The organism is Massilia violaceinigra (assembly GCF_002752675.1).
GTDB lineage: Bacteria > Pseudomonadota > Gammaproteobacteria > Burkholderiales > Burkholderiaceae_D > Telluria_A > Telluria_A violaceinigra.
In genome coordinates this window covers 936,563-953,697 of sequence record NZ_CP024608.1, presented here as the reverse complement: position 1 = coordinate 953,697, position 17,135 = coordinate 936,563, and the positions used below count along the sequence as shown (strand labels likewise).

Genomic DNA, 17,135 nt, shown 5'->3' with positions numbered 1-17,135 from the left:
TCAGCCCTATTATTTCTTCTTGGTTTCTTTAAGCTTAACCACTTCGTCCACATAGCGGACGCCCTTGCCTTTGTAAGGCTCAGGGGAGCGGTAAGCGCGCACTTCTGCAGCGACCTGACCAACCTGTTGACGATCGATACCCTTGATGATGATTTCGGTCGGGGTTGGGGTGGCGCAAGTCACGCCTGCTGGCATCGAGTGCACAACAGGGTGCGAGAAACCCAGCGAGAGGTTCAGCTTGTCGCCGGCGGCTTGGGCTTTGTAGCCCACGCCGACCAGGGACAGCTTCTTCTCGAAGCCTTTGGTCACGCCGGTCACCATATTGTTGACCAGGGCACGCAAGGTGCCGGACATCGCGTTCGACTCACGGCTGTCGTCGACGACGTCGAAGCTCAGCGTGCCATTGTTGTTTTCTACTTTTACCAGGCCGTTCAGGGCCTGGGTCATGGTGCCCAACGGGCCCTTGACGGTGATCGCTGCTGCAGTGATCGCCACATCGGCGCCAGCTGGGACAGCGATCGGCATTTTAGCTACTCGGGACATTGTCGATACTCCTTAAGCCACGTAGCAAATAACTTCGCCGCCGACACCGGTGGCGCGTGCTTTGCGGTCCGTCATGACGCCTTGCGGGGTCGACACGATCGCCACACCCAGGCCATTCATCACGGTAGGGATGTCATCTTTGCCTTTGTAGACGCGCAGGCCCGGACGGGACACACGCTCTAAACGCTCGATGACGGGACGGCCAACGTAATACTTCAAACCGATCTTCAGTTCCGCCTTGCCACCAGCTGCGGTGACGGCGAAATCTTCAATGTAACCCTCGTCCTTGAGGACGACAGCAATCGCTACTTTAACTTTCGACGATGGCATGGCCACGGTCGTTTTTTGGACACCTTGTGCGTTGCGAATGCGGGTCAGCATATCGGCGATAGGATCGCTCATACTCATTGCATATTCTCCTATTACCAGCTTGCTTTAGTCATACCCGGAATCTCACCACGCATGGCAAATTCACGGAGCTTGATACGGGCCAGACCGAATTTACGGAATGTGCCACGTGGACGGCCGGTCACGGCGCAGCGGTTACGCTGGCGGGTCGGGGCCGAGTTGCGCGGCAATGCCTGCAACTTCAGACGGGCTTCATAGCGCTCTTCTTCCGACTTAGACTGGTCGTCGATGATGGCTTTCAGAGCGGCACGCTTCGGGGCGAATTTCTCCACCAGGTCTGCACGCTTCTGTTCGCGGTTAATCAGTGCTAGTTTTGCCATGATCTCAGTTTCTGAACGGAAATTTAAAGGCGGCGAGCAGAGCTTTCGCTTCGTCGTCGGTCTTAGCGGTTGTCGTGATGCTGATATTCATACCGCGCAACGCGTCAATCTTGTCGTACTCGATTTCAGGGAAAATGATCTGTTCCTTGACACCGATGTTGTAGTTGCCACGGCCATCGAACGAACGGCCATTGACGCCACGGAAGTCACGCACGCGCGGCAGAGCCACGGTGATGAAGCGATCCAGGAATTCGTACATACGGGCACCACGCAGGGTGACCATGGTACCGATTGGATAGCCTTCACGGATTTTGAAACCCGCGATTGCCTTGCGCGACTTGGTGGTCACTGGCTTCTGGCCGGCGATCTTGGTCAGATCGGCGACAGCGTGCTCGAGAACCTTCTTGTCGGCGATTGCTTCACCCACACCCATGTTCAGGGTGATCTTGGTCAGGCGCGGCACTTCCATTGCCGATTTGTAGCCAAATTTGGCGACCAGGTCGGCAACGACCTTATCTTTATAAAATGCTTGGAGACGGGCCATGATGTCTTAAACCTTCACTACTTCGCCGGAGGACTTGAAAACGCGGACTTTCTTGCCGTCTACGTCTTTGAAGCCCACGCGGTCTGCCTTGCCAGTCGCTGCATTAAACAATGCAACGTTGGACACGTGAATCGGCATTGTCTTGTCGACGATACCACCAGTTACACCGGTCATTGGGTTCGGCTTGGTCGCTTTTTTAGCGACGTTGACGCCTTCAACCACGACATGCTCAGCATCGATACGTTGCTGAACAACACCGCGTTTGCCCTTGTCTTTCCCGGTCAGAACGATGACTTCGTCGTTTTTACGAATCTTATCCATTACGACTCCTTACAGGACTTCAGGTGCCAGGGACACGATCTTCATGAACTTTTCAGTGCGCAGTTCGCGCGTGACTGGTCCAAAAATACGGGTACCGATCGGCTCGAGCTTGGCGTTGAGCAAAACAGCAGCATTGCCGTCGAACTTCACCAGGGAGCCGTCTTGGCGGCGCACACCTTTAGCGGTACGCACAACCACAGCGTTATAAATTTCACCTTTTTTGACACGGCCGCGTGGCGCAGCAACCTTGACGGTTACCTTGATCACGTCGCCAATGCCAGCATAACGGCGCTTGGAACCGCCCAATACCTTGATGCACATGACTTCTTTGGCACCTGTATTGTCGGCTACTTCGAGCCGGCTTTCAGTTTGAATCATAGTATTCTCTTTCCCAACTTAAGCCGAAGAATCCCCACAATGTGGGCCTGCGGTCAGTCTTGGTCCCGCCAACCTCCCCTGCTGGGTCGATTGATTGGGTGATGGACTTTCCAAAAACTTTCGTTGCAGGCCGCGGCCACCGGGGTGACTAAAAATGCGGCGTTACATGAACGAAGCCCGCTAGTATCACATAATACTGGCGGGCCCGCAAGAACTTTTATCCGGAAGCTGGCTGCTGCACAACAAATGTGCAACACCCCCATCCGGCACCACTGGCATTACTGGAAGGATGCCCCCCGCTTGCGCTTGAGCCACCCTGCCGTCTTCAAGTCTTAGATAACCTGCGCCGCTTGCACGACACGAGTAACAGTCCAAGCCTTCGTTTTCGAGATCGGACGACCTTCTTGAATCTCGACCGTATCACCGGTCTTGACCGAGTTGGTCTCGTCATGCGCGTGATACTTGTTCGAGCGCATGATGATCTTGCCGTACAAAGGGTGCTTGACGTGACGCTCGATCAGGACGGTAACAGTCTTGTCCATCTTGTCGGAAACCACTTTACCGACCAAGGTGCGCTTCAGGGCGACTTTAGTAGTTTCGGTCATTTGGCTTCCTTCGAGTTCATAACAGTCTTCACACGCGCGATGTCGCGGCGTACCTTCTTGAGTTGCGAAGTGTTGCTCAGCTGTTGCGTAGCGATTTGCATGCGCATGCCGAACTGTGCCTTCAACAAATCATTCAGCTCTTTCTGGAGAGCTGCCTGGTCTTTGCCGCGGAGTTCTGTTGCTTTCATATACGACTCCTTTTATTGGCCGACTTGGCGGATGACAAACGTCGTCGCCAGTGGCAGTTTGGCGGCGGCCAGACGGAACGCTTCCCGGGCCAGCGTCTCATCAACGCCGTCCATTTCGTACAGTACCTTGCCTGGCTGAATTTCAGCGACGTAGTACTCCGGGTTACCTTTACCGTTACCCATACGGACTTCAGCTGGTTTGTTCGAAATTGGCTTGTCCGGGAAAATACGGATCCAAATACGACCACCGCGCTTGATGTGACGGGTCATGGCACGACGAGCTGCTTCGATCTGACGTGCTGTGATACGGCCGCGGGCAACTGCCTTCAGACCGAATTCACCGAACGAGACAGCGGTGCCGCGGGTGTGCGAAATGCCGGTGTTACGGCCTTTCTGCTCTTTACGATACTTCCTGCGTGCTGGTTGCAGCATGATTATTCTCCTGCTTTCTCAGCTGGTGCAGCAGCAGCCGCTTCCGGCTTCTTCACTGCGACTGCAGGACGAGCACGGACGACTGGAGCGCCAGTTGGGGTTGAACCTGGACGGCCTGGAGCACCGGCTGGACGCGGACGGCCTGCTGGCTTGCCATCGTCACGGCGCGGACCGCGGCTCTTCTTCTCGTCGGCCGGGGTATCGATGACTGGTGCATCGCCATTTGGCGCGCGGTCACCCTTGTATACCCAGACCTTGACGCCGATGATGCCGTAGGTCGTTGCTGCTTCGCTGGTACCGTAGTCGATATCGGCGCGCAGGGTGTGCAGAGGCACGCGGCCTTCGCGATACCACTCTTTACGTGCGATTTCGATACCGTTCAAGCGGCCCGACGACATGATCTTGATGCCCAGGGCACCCAGACGCATGGCGTTTTGCATCGCGCGCTTCATGGCGCGGCGGAACATGATCCGCTTTTCCAGCTGCTGCGAGATCGAATCGGCGATCAGCTGCGAGTCGATTTCCGGCTTGCGGATTTCTTCGATGTTCACGTGCACAGGAACGCCCATGATCTTGGTCAGCGCCGACTTCAGTACTTCGATGTCTTCGCCTTTTTTACCAATAACCACGCCTGGACGCGAGCTGTAGATCGTGAAGCGCGCGTTCTTGGCAGGACGCTCGATGACGATGCGGCCAACCGAAGCGTTCTTCAGTTTCTTTTTCAGGAACGCACGTGCCTTGAGATCTTCGTTCAGCATTTGGGCAAAGTTACCATTGCCCGCGTACCAACGCGATGCCCAGTTACGGGTTACTGACAGGCGAAAGCCTGTTGGATGAATCTTCTGTCCCATCGTGACCCCTTAGTTGCCGACAGTCACGTAGATGTGACAGGATTGTTTTGAGATGCGATCACCCCGGCCTTTAGCGCGTGCAGTGAAGCGCTTCAGGATCGGGCCCTTTTCAACGTAGATCTGAACGACCTTCAGCTCGTCGATGTCAGCGCCATCATTGTGCTCGGCGTTCGCGATGGCGGACTCCAGAACCTTCTTGATGATCGTTGCACCTTTTTTCGGGCTGAACTGCAAGATGTTGAGTGCTGCATCAACCTTCTTGCCACGGATCAGATCGGCAACCAGACGACCTTTTTGGTCGGACAGGCGCACACCTTTGAGGATAGCTTTGGTTTCCATTATTTCTTCGCCTTCTTGTCAGCGGCATGGCCCTTGAACGTACGGGTCAGTGCGAATTCGCCGAGCTTGTGACCAACCATGTTCTCGGAGATGTATACCGGCACGTGCAGCTTGCCGTTATGCACTGCGATCGTCAGGCCGATGAAGTCTGGCGAGATCGTCGAACGGCGCGACCAGGTTTTCACTGGCTTTTTGTCTTTGTTCGCTTGCGCGGTTTCGACTTTTTTCACCAGGTGGGCGTCGATAAACGGCCCTTTTTTCAATGAACGTGTCATGTCTTATCCTTATTTCTTGCCGCGGCGCGAGACGATCATCGAAGTCGTACGCTTGTTACGGCGCGTCTTCTTACCCTTCGTCTGTTGGCCCCAAGGCGACACTGGATGACGACCAGCTGCGGTTTTACCTTCACCACCACCGTGCGGGTGATCGACCGGGTTCATGACCACACCGCGAACGGTAGGACGAACACCGCGCCAGCGCATCGCGCCAGCTTTACCGATCTTGCGCAGGCTGTGCTCGGCATTACCGACTTCGCCAACCGTTGCACGGCATTCGATGTGCACGCGGCGCACTTCACCCGAGCGCAGACGTACTTGAGCGTAGGTACCTTCGCGCGCCATCAGAACAACACCAGCGCCGGCGGTACGTGCCATCTGGGCACCTTTACCTGGCAGCATCTCGACGCAATGCATCACGGTGCCGACTGGGATGTTACGGATAGGCAGGCAGTTGCCCGACTTGATAGGCGCTTCCGAACCATTCATCACCGAATCGCCAACGGACATGCCCTTGGTTGCGATGATGTACTGGCGCTCACCGTCTGCATAGCACAGCAGGGCGATGTTCGCGGTACGGTTTGGATCGTATTCGATACGCTCGACCTTTGCCGGAATACCATCCTTCTGACGCTTGAAGTCGATCAGGCGATAGTGCTGCTTATGACCACCGCCGATGTGGCGGGTGGTGATGTGACCGTTGTTGTTACGGCCGGCAGTTTTCGATTTCTTTTCAACCAGGGCTGCGAACGGACGACCTTTGTACAGGTCCGGGTTCACAACCTTCACCATGCCGCGACGGCCTGGCGAGGTTGGTTTCATCTTTACGAGTGCCATTATTTAGCCTCCTCGGAGAAGTTGATTTCCTGGCCAGGCTTCAGGCACACGAAAGCACGCTTGGTATGGTTGCGACGGCCATTGAAACGGCCCGAACGCTTTTGCTTACCTTCGCGATTGGCTGTCTGCACCGACAGCACTTCAACCTTGAACAACAGTTCAACGGCTGCCTTGATTTCAGGCTTGGTCGCATCCGGCAATACGCGGAACACGATCTGCTCGTTCTTTTCCGCGACCATGGTGGCCTTCTCGGAAATGACTGGCGCCTGGAGCACCTTCATCAGGCGCTCTTCGGAAAATTTGATTACGCCGCTCATGCGAACATCTCCTCGATCATGGCCAGTGCTGCTTTGGTGACCACGATTTTTTTGTAGAACACCAGCGACATCGGATCAGCGTGCTTCGGCTCGACGACCAGCACGTTAGGCAGGTTGCGCGATGCCAGCAGCAGGTTTTCTTCGAGCTTGTCGGTGATGATCATGACCGATTCCAGACCCATGCCCTGCAGCTTTTGCGACAGCAGCTTGGTCTTAGGAGCATCCAGGTTCATGCCTTCAACCACGACCAGACGCTCTTCGCGTGCCAGTTGCGACAAGATCGAGCAGATACCTGCGCGGTACATCTTCTTGTTCACTTTGTGGGTGAAGTTTTCATCAGGCGAGTTCGGGAAAATCCGACCGCCGCCGCGCCACAGTGGCGAGGACGACATACCAGCACGCGCGCGGCCGGTACCTTTTTGGCGCCATGGCTTCTTGGTCGTGTGGTGAACTTCTTCACGATCTTTCTGCTTGCGGTTACCGCTACGTGCGTTGGCAGCGTAAGCGACGACGATCTGGTGGATCAGGGCTTCGTTGTAGTCACGACCGAAAACGGTATCGGCTGCGGCGACGTTCGAACCTGCTTGACCTTGCTCATTCAGAAGCTTGAGTTCCATAATTAAGCTCCCTTCTGAACTTTGGATTTAATGGCTGGCGAAACGATCACCTGACCATTTTTCGCACCTGGTACGGCACCTTTGACCAGCAACAGCTGACGGTCGGCATCGATACGGGCGATTTCGAGATTCTGTACGGTACGATTCACGTCACCGAGGTGACCGGTCATGCGCTTACCAGGGAAAACACGACCTGGATCCTGCGCCATACCGATGGAACCTGGAACATTGTGCGAACGCGAGTTACCGTGCGTTGCGCGACCGGAAGCGAAGTGGTAACGCTTGATGACGCCGGCGTAACCCTTACCGATCGTGACGCCTTGGACGTCGATCTTCTGACCGACTTCGAACAGGGAAGCGGCAACAACGTCGCCAGCTTTCAGTTCGGCAGCTTTACCAGCGTCGACGCGGAATTCGCGCAACATGGTACCTGCTTCGACGCCAGCTTTGGCGTGGTGACCCGCAACAGCTTTGTTCACGCGGGAAGCGCGACGTTGACCGAATGCGACCTGAACAGCGGAGTAACCATCTGTTTCAGGGGTTTTGATTTGTGCGACACGGTTGTTCGACACGTCCAGAACGGTGACAGGGATCGAGTCCCCTTCATCCGTAAAGATGCGCATCATTCCAACCTTGCGACCGAGAAGGCCTAGGCTCATTTTTTCTCCATTCCCACCTGCGATTGGGCGGGGCTGACTGTTTAACTACCAAGTAAAGGACAGATTCAAAAACACACGAATCCATACCGAAGCCGGCTAGGATAGCATGCAAAAAGGCTTGACGCAACAACTTAGTTGGAGGTATGTCGATGTGTTGTACAGCGGCGGATGCGGGGTTGTCGCGAGGGACGCAAGCGGGGTGTTTTACGGGGTCAACAGCGTTAGAAAGCGGGTAAAGCCAGCTGGTTTCGCTACCCCCCGTCATTCCCGCGCAGGCGGGAACGACGGCCCTCAGGCTAGCGGTCTTTTACCTCTACCGCGCCAGCGGCTGTCCGCCCGCCCCGATCCGCAAGCGCAGCCAGAACTGCACCATCCGCTCCCACAGCCCGCGCCGCACATTGCCCGTGCGCAGGCGCGTCTCGCCCGCCATCGGCACGGCCATTTCCCAGCGCACCGGATAAATATTCACGCGCTTGGTATACCGGCTCAGCAGCGCGGTGGTTTCCACCCCGGCAAAATCGAGATGCCGGTCCAGCAGGAACACGAACATCGGCTCGATATGCTGCTTCTTGCCGCGCATGCTCACCTCCACGCAGGACGGCAGGATCACGCCATCGCTCAGGGTGGTGTTGGCCGCCACAATATAATGCCCGAGCGGGTCGAGCGGCACCGCGTCCAGGCTGGTCGGGCGCACGAAGGACTCGCCATTGCCCAGGTTGACCTCTTCATCGATCGCCCATTCCCAGATGGGATAGGAGGCAAAGTCGGCATGCGTGACCTTGCGGATGGAGCGGCGGATAGCAAGATCTGGGGTCATGGACAGGGTGGCGAAGCTTCTAGGTAACCTCGCCAGTTTATGGCCAGCGGTGATTTCTGTCCAGCAACGCCCAGCCGGCGTGACCGGAAAACCTCAAAACAAAAATATAAGGCTTGCCTACGAATCAAGTGCGCCCATATACAGGCTGGCAAGCACGTTGTATATTACGACCGGAAATTGCAACACTGTAATTTTGTTATCGAGCGCCACAGCGTTGGCGTGAAGTGTCCCTCAACCCGTTACAAGGAGTTATACATGGCAATCAGTTTGCAAAAAGGCGGCAACGTCAACCTGAGCAAGGAAGCTCCGGGACTGACCAAGGTCGTCATCGGCCTCGGCTGGGATCCGCGTGCGACCGACGGCAGCGCGTTCGACCTCGACGGCAGTGCCTTCATGCTCAAGGCCGACGGCAAGGTTCGCGCCGACGCCGACTTCATTTTCTACAATAACCTCAAGTCGAGCGACGGTTCGGTGGTGCACGCCGGTGACAACACCTCGGGCGCCGGCGAAGGCGACGACGAACAGGTGCGCATCGACCTGAGCGCGGTGCCGGCCGAGATCGACAAGGTGTCGTTCTGCGTGACCATTCACGAAGCCGAAACGCGCAAGCAGAACTTCGGCATGGTCGGCAAGGCCTACATCCGCTGCCTGAACGCCGACGGCGACAAGGAACTGGCCCGTTACGACCTGTCGGAAGACGGCTCGACCGAAACGGCGATGATCTTCGGCGAGCTGTATCGCGCCGGCGCGGAATGGAAGTTCAAGGCCATCGGCCAGGGCTTCAAGGGCGGCCTGGGGCCACTGGCCAAGTCGTTCGGCGTCAACGCGTAAAGCACGACCCGCCGGTCCTCGCCCGCAAGGATGGCTGCTTCAGGGCGGCGCCTTGCGGGCGTTGTGACGTGTGGGGGGTGCGTATGCATGAGTGCGGCCCGTGAGCGGCCGGGCCGCCGCCCCTCCCCCGTCGTTCCTGCCATTGGCAGAAACGACGGTTTGAGGGTGACGGCCACAATAGCGTGACCGGTTACCCAACTCTTCCTTTTACCTGATAGCGGACACCATGGAAAACTTATCACGCGGGCAGCGTCTGCCGCTGGCCAACATCGCCCCCAACGGCCGCATCGACATCGGCCTGAACGCCGCCGGCCTGCGGCTCGACTTCGCCTGCTTCGGCCTGGGCGCCGACGGCAAGCTGCTCGATGAGTCGTACATGACGTTCTTCAACCAGCCGCGCACGCCCTGCGGCGGCGCCGAACTGATCGACATCCCCGGCGACCTGCTCGGCTTTCGCATCGATACCAGCCTGCTGCCGGCCAACGTCGACCAGCTGGCGATCACCGCCAGCGTCGACGGCGACGGCACCATGTCGCAACTGACCAGCGGCTACCTGCGCCTGCTCGCCGACGCCGAGGAAAAAGCGCGCTTCGCCTTTTCCGGCGCCGATTTCGCCCAGGAACGCGCCATCATGCTGGGCAATCTGTACCGCAAGGATGGCCAGTGGCGCTTCATGGCGGTCGGCCAGGGCTTCAACGGCGGCCTCGACGCGCTGGTAACCCACTTCGGCGGCGCCGTGGCCGCCCCCGCTCCGGTGCCCGCACCGGCGCCGCGCCCGGCTGCGGAACCGGGCCGCATCTCGCTCGAAAAACGCATCGAAAGCAGCGCGCCCCACCTGGTCAGCCTGGTCAAGCAAGCCACTGTCTCGCTCGAAAAAGTGGGCCTGGCCGACCACCGCGCCAAGGTCGCGCTGGTGCTCGACATTTCCGGCTCCATGGGCACGCTCTACCGCAAGGGGCTGGTACAGCAGTTTGCCGACCGCATCCTGGCCCTTGGATGCAAGTTCGACGACGATGGCGAAATCGACGTGTTCCTGTTCGGCTCGGGCGTGCACCAGCCCGCCCCCATGAACCTTGGCAACGCGCGCAGCTATGTGCGCGACGTGGTCCAGGCCCATCCGCTCGAAGGCGACACCCGCTACGGCCGCGCCATGGAAGCGGTACGGCGCTTTTATTTTCCCGATGCGCAGGGCGGCGAGCGCAAGAGCGCGGTGTCGGCGCCCTTGCCGGTATTCGTCATGTTCGTGACCGACGGCACCACCTCGGACAAGCCGCTGACTGAAAAGCAGTTGCGCTGGGCCAGCCATGAACCGATCTTCTGGCAATTCATGGGCATCGGCAAGGGCAGGAAATCGAAGAAGGCGAAGAAGGGATTTTTCCAGTCGTCCGAGACCGACTTCCCCTTCCTCGAACAGCTCGATGAACTCCCGGGGCGCCTGATCGACAATGCCGACTTCTTTTCGGTCAGCTCGCCCGACGAACATTCCGATTCCGAGCTGTACGACCTGCTCATGGCAGAATACCCGGGCTGGATAAAACTGGCCAAACAACACCGCCTGCTCGCCTAGTACGACTAGCAACAATTACGATTCAATAAGAAAGCAACTCATGCGTGTCTGGTTCAACAGGACGTTCTCGTCCGTGTACGCGGCAATCGGCCTCATCCGCGAAGCCGATCTGGAAGGCCGTTTCCATCTCATTTACAGCAATGCCAATCCGCACGCCGTCGCCGGACGCGTCGCCCACGAATTCTTCGTCGAGCCGACCGGCCTGGACAACGACGCCTACATCGACTGGTGCCTGGCGTTTTGCCGCGAGCACCGCATCGACATATTCATCCCCGGCCGCCTGTCGAGCGAGCTGGCCAGCGCACACGCGCGCTTTGAAGCCCAGGGCACGCGCGTGCTCAGCGCCGCCTCGCAGGAACAGCTCGAACTGATCCACGACAAGGCGCGTTTCTACGCCACCACCAACCTGCCCGGCGCGCCGGTGGCCGAGTTCCGCGTGTTCGACAACGTCGCCCAGTTCGACGCCGCCTACGCCGAGCTGCGCGCGCGCTACCCCAAGCTGTGCGTCAAGCCCTCGCGCTCGGTGTACGGCCTGGGCTTTGCCATCCTCGACGAGGAACGCAGCAGCGCCGCCCTGCTGCTGGCCGGCGCCGAATACCACATCGGCCGCGACGACATGCGCCGCGGCCTGGCCGAGCTGGGCGAATTTCGCACCATGCTGCTGATGGCCTACCTCGATGGCGTCGAATACAGCGTCGACTGCGTGGGCGACCATGGCCGCCTGGTGTGCGCGGTGGCGCGCAAGAAGCCGATGAAGCCCGGCCGCGGCCAACTGATCGACATGCGCGACGACATCATGGAAGCGACCGCCGAACTGGCCCGCATCCATGGCCTGAACGGCGTGTTCAACGTCCAGTTCCGCGAAGGCGACGGCAAGCTGCACCTGCTCGAAATCAACCCGCGCATGTCGGGCGGCATCGGCATGGCCTGCGTGGCCGGCCCCAACCTGCCCTATATCGCCCTGTGCGGCTTTGCCGACGGTTTCGACAAGGTCGCCGTGCCGCCGGTGCGCGACGGCATTCGCGTGGCCGAACTGACTGCCCCGGCCGAACTCACTTCGGTGGACCTGGTGTGAGCATGCCGCAAGCACCCGAGCGCCATCGCCTGAGCCTGCCCACAGGCGAACTCGAACTCGACATCCACGACAGTCAGTTTGCGCTGGACGACGTGATGGGCTTTGCCGCGCGCGCCAACGCCAAGCGCGGCTTCCTGTTCCTGAGCAAGGTGCTGGGCAAGCACTGGCCGGTCACACCTGGCATGATGCGCAAAGTCCACGCCAGTCTGGCCGACACCGTGCCCGAACTGCCCGGCCCGGTGGTCTTCATCGCCATGGCCGAAACCGCCATCGGCCTGGGCCAGGGGGTATTCGAAGCCTGGCTGGCCGCCCATCCCGGGCGCGAAGGCTTGTTCCTGCACACCTCGCGCTACCGGGTCGGCGCCGCCCCCATCATCGAATTCGAGGAAGCGCACAGCCACGCCCCGCGCCAGTTTCTGCACATGCCGCCGAACGCGCACACGCGCGAGCTGCTCCTCAGTGCCAAGGCCCTGGTGCTGGTCGACGATGAAGCGAGCACCGGCAACACCTTCCTCAACCTGACCGACGCCTGCCGCAAGCTCAATCCCGGCATCGCCCACGTGCACCTGGCGACGATCACCAACTTCATGGGCGCCATGGCCACCGCCGCCCTATCCGAGCGCTTCGGCCTGCCGGTGACGATGGGTGCGCCGGTCAGCGGCGAATACCGCTTCACGCCCGGCCAGCTGGCCAGCGCCAGCGCCCCGGCCCAGCTGTTCGATGCCTCGGCCGACCGTGGCGCCAGCGGCGAGTTCGGCCGCTACGGCCTGCACCGCGCCCTCACCTTGCCGGATGGCTTGGCCGAGCGCCTGGCGGGCGATGTCAAGCCGGGCGAGCGCGTGCTGGTGCTCGGCACGGGCGAATTCATGCACCCGTCCTACCTGCTCGGCGCGGCGCTGGAACGGCTGGGCGTGAACGTCGTTGTGCAATCGACCACACGCTCGCCGATCCTGACCTGGGGCGCCGTGACAGCCGCGCTCACGTTCCCGGACAATTATGGGGAGGGTGTCGCCAATTTCCTGTATAACGTCACCCCCGGCCAATACGAGCACGTATTCATTTGCCACGAAACTGCGCCAAAACAGGCGCTGCTGGACCTTGCAGACACGCTCAAAGCGCGTCTTTTCCATTTTAAGACCGAGACCCATGTTGAAGAAGTTTCATAAATTCCTGTTCGCCGACCTGGACGACACCCTGTTCCAGTCGCTGGAAAAGTGCGAGGGCCGCGGCCTGCCGATCGAAGCGGCCGCCTTCCTCAAGGATGGCAGCCCGATCTCGTACACCACGCCCGGCCAGCGCGCCTTTCTCGCCTTTGCCCAGGATGGCATGACGATGATCCCCACCACGGCGCGCAACCTGAACGCGTTCCAGCGCGTGGGAATCGACTTCCACAGCTATGCCGTGCTCGACTACGGCGGGATCATCCTGCTGCCCGACGGCAGCGTCGACCAGGAGTGGCTCGAGCACATGCGCGGCGCCATGCAAGCCGCCCTGCCCGGCCTCTTGGCCCTGGCCGGGCTGATCGACGCCTGGGCCGAGCGCACCGGTTTCGGCAACCGCGCGCGCCTGATCGAGGATTTTGATACGCCGTTCTATCTGGTGGTCAAGGACCCGCAAAAAATCGCGGCCAACCTGGAGCCGATCGAGCGCGAAGTGGTCCAACCATGGATTGACGATGGTGCGCGCGACTACTTCATCCACCGCAACGGCAACAACCTGGCGATCTTGCCGAAAGCGCTGAACAAATCGCACGCGGTGGCGCACGTGAGCGCGCGCCTGCGCGCCGAACATGGCGATATCCTGACCTTCGGCATGGGCGACAGCAAATCGGACGCGCGCTTCATGGCCGCCTGCGACTACGCCATCGTGCCGAGCCGCACCCAGCTCGCCGGCCTCACCCTGGAGACCCTATGAATTTTTCCGGCAGTTACCGTTCGGAAGACGTCAGCTTCCTGCTCAAGCCGCTGGCGATGCAGGACTTCGTCGATGTCCCGGAAAAGGAATTCCTGATCCAGTCGGGCCAGCGCCACTACAGCGAAATGCTCTCGCCCGAATCGCTGCCGTCCGAGCGCTACCTGGCGGTGTTTCGCGAAGCATGCGCCGCCAACACGGCGCGCATGGCGCGCGACTGCCTGACCCTGGCCGGCCTGATCGTCCAGCGCGGCAGCGGCCCGGTGACCCTGGTCTCGCTGGCGCGCGCCGGCACCCCGGTCGGCGTGGTGCTCAACAGCCTGCTGCCCAAGGTCCATGGCCGCGCCAGCACCCATTACTCGGTCTCGATCATCCGCGACCGCGGCATCGACCTGGTCGCGCTCGAACACATCCTGGCGCAGGGCCACGCGCCCGAATCGATCGTCTTCATCGATGGCTGGACCGGCAAGGGCGTGATTTCGCGCGAGTTGTCCGCCGCCATCGATGAATTCAACGCCCGCCGCGGCACGGCGATTGACGGCGGCCTGTACGTGCTGTCCGACCTGGCCGGCAGCGCCGCCTGCGCCGCGTCCTGCGACGACTACCTGATTCCGTCGAGCATACTGAACGCCACCGTGTCCGGCCTGATCAGCCGCTCGATCCTGAACGATTCAATCGGCCCGGGGGACTTCCACGGCTGCGTGTACTATCAGCAGTTCGAAGCGCACGACCAGTCGCAAAGCTTCGCCGACGGCCTGGTGGCCGCCGCGCTGGAAATCGCAGCGGCTGGCGGCGCGCAGCAGGCCCAGGCGGTCGACCGCGAACAGGCCGGCGCCGTTTCGCGCGCCTACATGCTGGCCGCGCTGGACCAGCATGGCATTACCGACGTCAACATGATCAAGCCCGGCATCGGCGAAGCGACCCGCGTGTTGCTGCGCCGCAGCCCGCGTCTCTTGATCCTGCGCGACGCCGGCGCGCCCGACGTGGCCCACCTGGCCCTGCTGGCGCAGGAAAAGAATATCCCCGTGATCGTCGACCGCGCGTTGCCGTATCACGCCGTTTCATTGATCAGGAGTGCACTGGATGGTTAAGTCGATGGGAGCGTCGCTGTACGTGCCGGCGAATCACAAATACTTGATGGAAGTGGCCAATGGCGAGCGCATGGGGCACGTGCGTTCGCTGATTTTCTGCACCGAGGACGCGGTCGCCGACGCCGACCTGAGCTGGGCGCTGTTCAACCTGTCCGTGGTGCTGGCCAATATGAGGACCGAGGGCGTGGCCGAGCGCTTCGTGCGCGTGCGCAATCCGGAAGTGATGGCGCGCGTGCTGGCCATGCCGGGCGCCGACAAGCTGGCCGGCTTCGTGGTCCCGAAAGCCACGCGCTACAACTTCGACGCCTACTTCAAGCAGATCCGCAATACCGATCACATGCTCATGCCCACGCTGGAAACGGCGGAAGTGTTCAACGACTGGGAAATGCGGCAATTTCGCAAGATGCTCGAAGGGCCCGGCGTGCGCCAGCGCATCCTGGCGCTGCGCATCGGCGGCAACGACCTGCTGGCCCTGCTGGGCCTGCGCCGTCCGCGCACCATGACCCTGTACCGCACTCCCCTGGGGCCGGTGATCGCGCGCCTGGTCACCACCTTCCGTCCGTACGGCTTCGTGCTGACCGCGCCCGTGTTCGAGCACCTCGACCTGCCAGAACTGCTCGACCAGGAAGTGGCCGAGGACCTGGCTCACGGCATGGTCGGCAAGACCGCCATCCACCCGAGCCAGATCGCGCCGATCGAGCAGCATTACCGGGTCAAGCCGAACGACCTGGCGGCGGCCAGGGCCATTCTCGACGTCGACGCGCCGGCCGTGTTCAAGATGCATAATTCGATGTGCGAAGTGGCCACCCACCGCGCCTGGGCCGAACGCACCATCGAACAGTCGAACGTGTTTGGCGCTCATCACGACCACCCTCCGATGAGCTCGGCAATTCCACGGGAACTTTGAACCTGATTTGAGTGAAAAGGACGCTATCGTGACAAATTTTTCGCGCGGACAAAAAGGCAAGCTGGCCGACCTCGGCCTGACAGCACCCTTCAATGTGGTGCTCGATATCGACAGCGCCGGCATGGTGGTCGACATCTCCTGCTTCGGCCTGGACAGCGCCGACAAGCTCGCGGACGAGCGCTACATGGTGTTCTACAACCAGCTGGCCAGCCCCGCCAATGAAATCAGCATGACCCTGGGCGGGCGTGGCGCCAGCTTCGTCGTGAACCTCGACGCGCTGCCGGCCTCGGTCGCCAAGCTGGTGTTCGTGGCCGCCATCGACGGCGGCGGCACCATGCGCAAGGTGGGCCCCAGCAGCCTGAAGCTGGGCGACAGCGTGCAATTCCCATGGTCGGGCGCCGATTTCCAGGATGAAAAAGCTGTCATCGTCGGCGAAATTTACCGGAAAGACGGCATCTGGCGCTTCGGCGCGGTCGGCCAGGGCTTCAACGGCGGCCTGTCGGCCCTGCTCAAGCATTTCGGCGGCACCGAGGCGGCGCCGGCGGCCGCGCCCACGCCACCGGCACCGGCGAGCGTGCCGGTCCTGCCCGCGCAGCAACAGCAACAGCCAGTGTCGCTGTCGAAAGTCACGCTCGACAAGCGTGGCGACAAGGTCTCGCTCGACAAGCGCGGCGGCAGCAAGGGCTTCGGGCGCATCCACGTCAACCTGAACTGGAACCGCGGCGCCAGCGGCGGCGCCGGCAAGGGCATCGACCTCGACCTGGGCTGCATGTACGAACTGGCCGATGGCCGCCCGGGCCTGGTACAGGCGCTGGGCAACGCCTGGGGCGACTTCGACCGTCCGCCCTACATGCGCCTGGCGGCCGACGACCGCACCGGGCGTTCGGCCGAAGGCGAAAACCTGGCCATCAACGGCGACCACTTCCACGACATGAAGCGGGCGCTGATCTTCGCCTTCATCTACGAAGGCGCACCCAACTGGGCCGCCACCGATGGCGTGGCGACCATCAACATGCCCGACCAGGCACCGATCGAAGTGCGGCTCGACCAGGGCGGCAACCAGATGATGTGCGCCATTGCCATGATCGAAAACCGCGGCGGCAGCATGCAGGTGACCAAGCTGGCCGAATACTTCTCGCAGATAGGCCGCGAAAGCGGGCACGAGCTGATGGACCGGCGCTTCGGCTTCGGCCTGCGCTGGACCACGGGCTCGAAGAACTGAGCCCGCGCGCCGCCGGCGGCCCGCTCCCGCCAGCCCGGTAGCGCCGCGCCATCCGATGGCGCGGCCGTCCCCGGCTCCAG

Annotated in this window: 25 protein-coding genes; 8 read left to right on the top strand and 17 right to left on the bottom strand. The window is 60.7% G+C overall.

What is annotated here, in order from left to right; all coding sequences use genetic code 11:
• Positions 1–9: 9 nt before the first annotated feature.
• The 17 genes from rplF to CR152_RS04290 all read right to left on the bottom strand — a co-directional run bounded on the left by rplF (position 10) and on the right by CR152_RS04290 (position 8,451).
• Positions 10–543 carry a 50S ribosomal protein L6 gene (rplF, locus tag CR152_RS04370; protein WP_099873837.1) on the bottom strand — a complete coding sequence of 178 codons (534 nt, stop codon included), beginning with the start codon at positions 541–543 and terminating at the stop codon, positions 10–12.
• 12 nt (positions 544–555) lie between these two features.
• A complete protein-coding gene (rpsH, locus tag CR152_RS04365; RefSeq protein ID WP_054265833.1) occupies positions 556–951 on the bottom strand; it encodes a 30S ribosomal protein S8 in 396 nt (131 codons plus the stop codon).
• A 14-nt stretch (positions 952–965) separates the two neighbouring features.
• Positions 966–1,271, bottom strand: a complete 306-nt coding sequence (gene rpsN, locus CR152_RS04360) for a 30S ribosomal protein S14 (RefSeq protein ID WP_054265832.1) — start codon at positions 1,269–1,271, stop codon at positions 966–968.
• Between the two features lie 4 nt (positions 1,272–1,275).
• Positions 1,276–1,815: a 50S ribosomal protein L5 gene (gene rplE / locus CR152_RS04355; protein ID WP_054265831.1), complete on the bottom strand. Its 540-nt coding sequence runs from the start codon at positions 1,813–1,815 to the stop codon at positions 1,276–1,278.
• A 6-nt stretch (positions 1,816–1,821) separates the two neighbouring features.
• Positions 1,822–2,136: a 50S ribosomal protein L24 gene (gene rplX, locus CR152_RS04350; protein ID WP_099873836.1), complete on the bottom strand. Its 315-nt coding sequence runs from the start codon at positions 2,134–2,136 to the stop codon at positions 1,822–1,824.
• 9 nt (positions 2,137–2,145) lie between these two features.
• Positions 2,146–2,514, bottom strand: a complete 369-nt coding sequence (gene rplN, locus CR152_RS04345; protein WP_008444317.1) for a 50S ribosomal protein L14 — start codon at positions 2,512–2,514, stop codon at positions 2,146–2,148.
• A 332-nt stretch (positions 2,515–2,846) separates the two neighbouring features.
• Positions 2,847–3,119 (bottom strand): 30S ribosomal protein S17, encoded by a 273-nt coding sequence (rpsQ, locus tag CR152_RS04340; protein ID WP_054265829.1) that lies wholly within the window; start codon positions 3,117–3,119, stop codon positions 2,847–2,849.
• Complete coding sequence (rpmC, locus tag CR152_RS04335) at positions 3,116–3,307, bottom strand: 50S ribosomal protein L29 (protein WP_054265828.1); 192 nt, start codon at positions 3,305–3,307, stop codon at positions 3,116–3,118. The genes rpsQ and rpmC overlap by 4 nt, the downstream gene beginning before the upstream one ends.
• 12 nt (positions 3,308–3,319) lie before the next feature.
• Positions 3,320–3,739, bottom strand: coding sequence for a 50S ribosomal protein L16 (gene rplP / locus CR152_RS04330; protein WP_054265827.1), 420 nt, complete (start codon positions 3,737–3,739; stop codon positions 3,320–3,322).
• 2 nt (positions 3,740–3,741) lie between these two features.
• Positions 3,742–4,590 carry a 30S ribosomal protein S3 gene (rpsC, locus tag CR152_RS04325; protein WP_054265826.1) on the bottom strand — a complete coding sequence of 283 codons (849 nt, stop codon included), beginning with the start codon at positions 4,588–4,590 and terminating at the stop codon, positions 3,742–3,744.
• A gap of 9 nt (positions 4,591–4,599) precedes the next feature.
• Positions 4,600–4,932: a 50S ribosomal protein L22 gene (gene rplV, locus CR152_RS04320; RefSeq protein WP_181002795.1), complete on the bottom strand. Its 333-nt coding sequence runs from the start codon at positions 4,930–4,932 to the stop codon at positions 4,600–4,602.
• Positions 4,929–5,204: a 30S ribosomal protein S19 gene (gene rpsS / locus CR152_RS04315; RefSeq protein ID WP_054265824.1), complete on the bottom strand. Its 276-nt coding sequence runs from the start codon at positions 5,202–5,204 to the stop codon at positions 4,929–4,931. The genes rplV and rpsS overlap by 4 nt, the downstream gene beginning before the upstream one ends.
• A gap of 9 nt (positions 5,205–5,213) precedes the next feature.
• Positions 5,214–6,041: a 50S ribosomal protein L2 gene (rplB, locus tag CR152_RS04310; protein ID WP_054265823.1), complete on the bottom strand. Its 828-nt coding sequence runs from the start codon at positions 6,039–6,041 to the stop codon at positions 5,214–5,216.
• Positions 6,041–6,358, bottom strand: a complete 318-nt coding sequence (gene rplW, locus CR152_RS04305; RefSeq protein WP_054265822.1) for a 50S ribosomal protein L23 — start codon at positions 6,356–6,358, stop codon at positions 6,041–6,043. Before rplW ends, rplB begins: the two co-directional genes overlap by 1 nt.
• Positions 6,355–6,975, bottom strand: a complete 621-nt coding sequence (rplD, locus tag CR152_RS04300; RefSeq protein ID WP_099873835.1) for a 50S ribosomal protein L4 — start codon at positions 6,973–6,975, stop codon at positions 6,355–6,357. The genes rplW and rplD overlap by 4 nt, the downstream gene beginning before the upstream one ends.
• Before the next feature lie 2 nt (positions 6,976–6,977).
• A complete protein-coding gene (gene rplC, locus CR152_RS04295) occupies positions 6,978–7,634 on the bottom strand; it encodes a 50S ribosomal protein L3 (RefSeq protein WP_099873834.1) in 657 nt (218 codons plus the stop codon).
• A gap of 313 nt (positions 7,635–7,947) precedes the next feature.
• Positions 7,948–8,451, bottom strand: coding sequence for a hypothetical protein (locus CR152_RS04290; protein ID WP_099873833.1), 504 nt, complete (start codon positions 8,449–8,451; stop codon positions 7,948–7,950).
• A gap of 255 nt (positions 8,452–8,706) precedes the next feature.
• On the opposite strand from CR152_RS04290, the gene CR152_RS04285 reads away from it, so the two are divergent.
• The 8 genes from CR152_RS04285 (at position 8,707) to CR152_RS04250 (ending at position 17,055) form a co-directional block, all read left to right on the top strand.
• The gene (locus CR152_RS04285; RefSeq protein ID WP_099873832.1) at positions 8,707–9,282 is read left to right on the top strand and encodes a TerD family protein; all 576 of its coding nucleotides are present in this window, start codon (positions 8,707–8,709) and stop codon (positions 9,280–9,282) included.
• A 226-nt stretch (positions 9,283–9,508) separates the two neighbouring features.
• Complete coding sequence (locus CR152_RS04280) at positions 9,509–10,849, top strand: VWA domain-containing protein (protein WP_099873831.1); 1,341 nt, start codon at positions 9,509–9,511, stop codon at positions 10,847–10,849.
• A gap of 40 nt (positions 10,850–10,889) precedes the next feature.
• Complete coding sequence (locus CR152_RS04275) at positions 10,890–11,924, top strand: ATP-grasp domain-containing protein (protein WP_099873830.1); 1,035 nt, start codon at positions 10,890–10,892, stop codon at positions 11,922–11,924.
• Positions 11,925–11,926: 2 nt separating this feature from the next.
• Entirely contained in the window at positions 11,927–13,090 is a 1,164-nt protein-coding gene (locus CR152_RS04270) for a phosphoribosyltransferase domain-containing protein (RefSeq protein ID WP_099873829.1), read from the top strand.
• On the top strand, positions 13,071–13,838 hold the full coding sequence (locus tag CR152_RS04265) for an HAD family hydrolase (RefSeq protein WP_099873828.1): 768 nt from the start codon (positions 13,071–13,073) through the stop codon (positions 13,836–13,838). The genes CR152_RS04270 and CR152_RS04265 overlap by 20 nt, the downstream gene beginning before the upstream one ends.
• On the top strand, positions 13,835–14,926 hold the full coding sequence (locus tag CR152_RS04260) for a cysteine protease StiP family protein (protein WP_099873827.1): 1,092 nt from the start codon (positions 13,835–13,837) through the stop codon (positions 14,924–14,926). Before CR152_RS04265 ends, CR152_RS04260 begins: the two co-directional genes overlap by 4 nt.
• Positions 14,919–15,833, top strand: coding sequence for an HpcH/HpaI aldolase/citrate lyase family protein (locus CR152_RS04255; protein ID WP_099873826.1), 915 nt, complete (start codon positions 14,919–14,921; stop codon positions 15,831–15,833). The genes CR152_RS04260 and CR152_RS04255 overlap by 8 nt, the downstream gene beginning before the upstream one ends.
• Before the next feature lie 28 nt (positions 15,834–15,861).
• A complete protein-coding gene (locus tag CR152_RS04250) occupies positions 15,862–17,055 on the top strand; it encodes a TerD family protein (protein WP_099881988.1) in 1,194 nt (397 codons plus the stop codon).
• Positions 17,056–17,135: the final 80 nt, after the last annotated feature.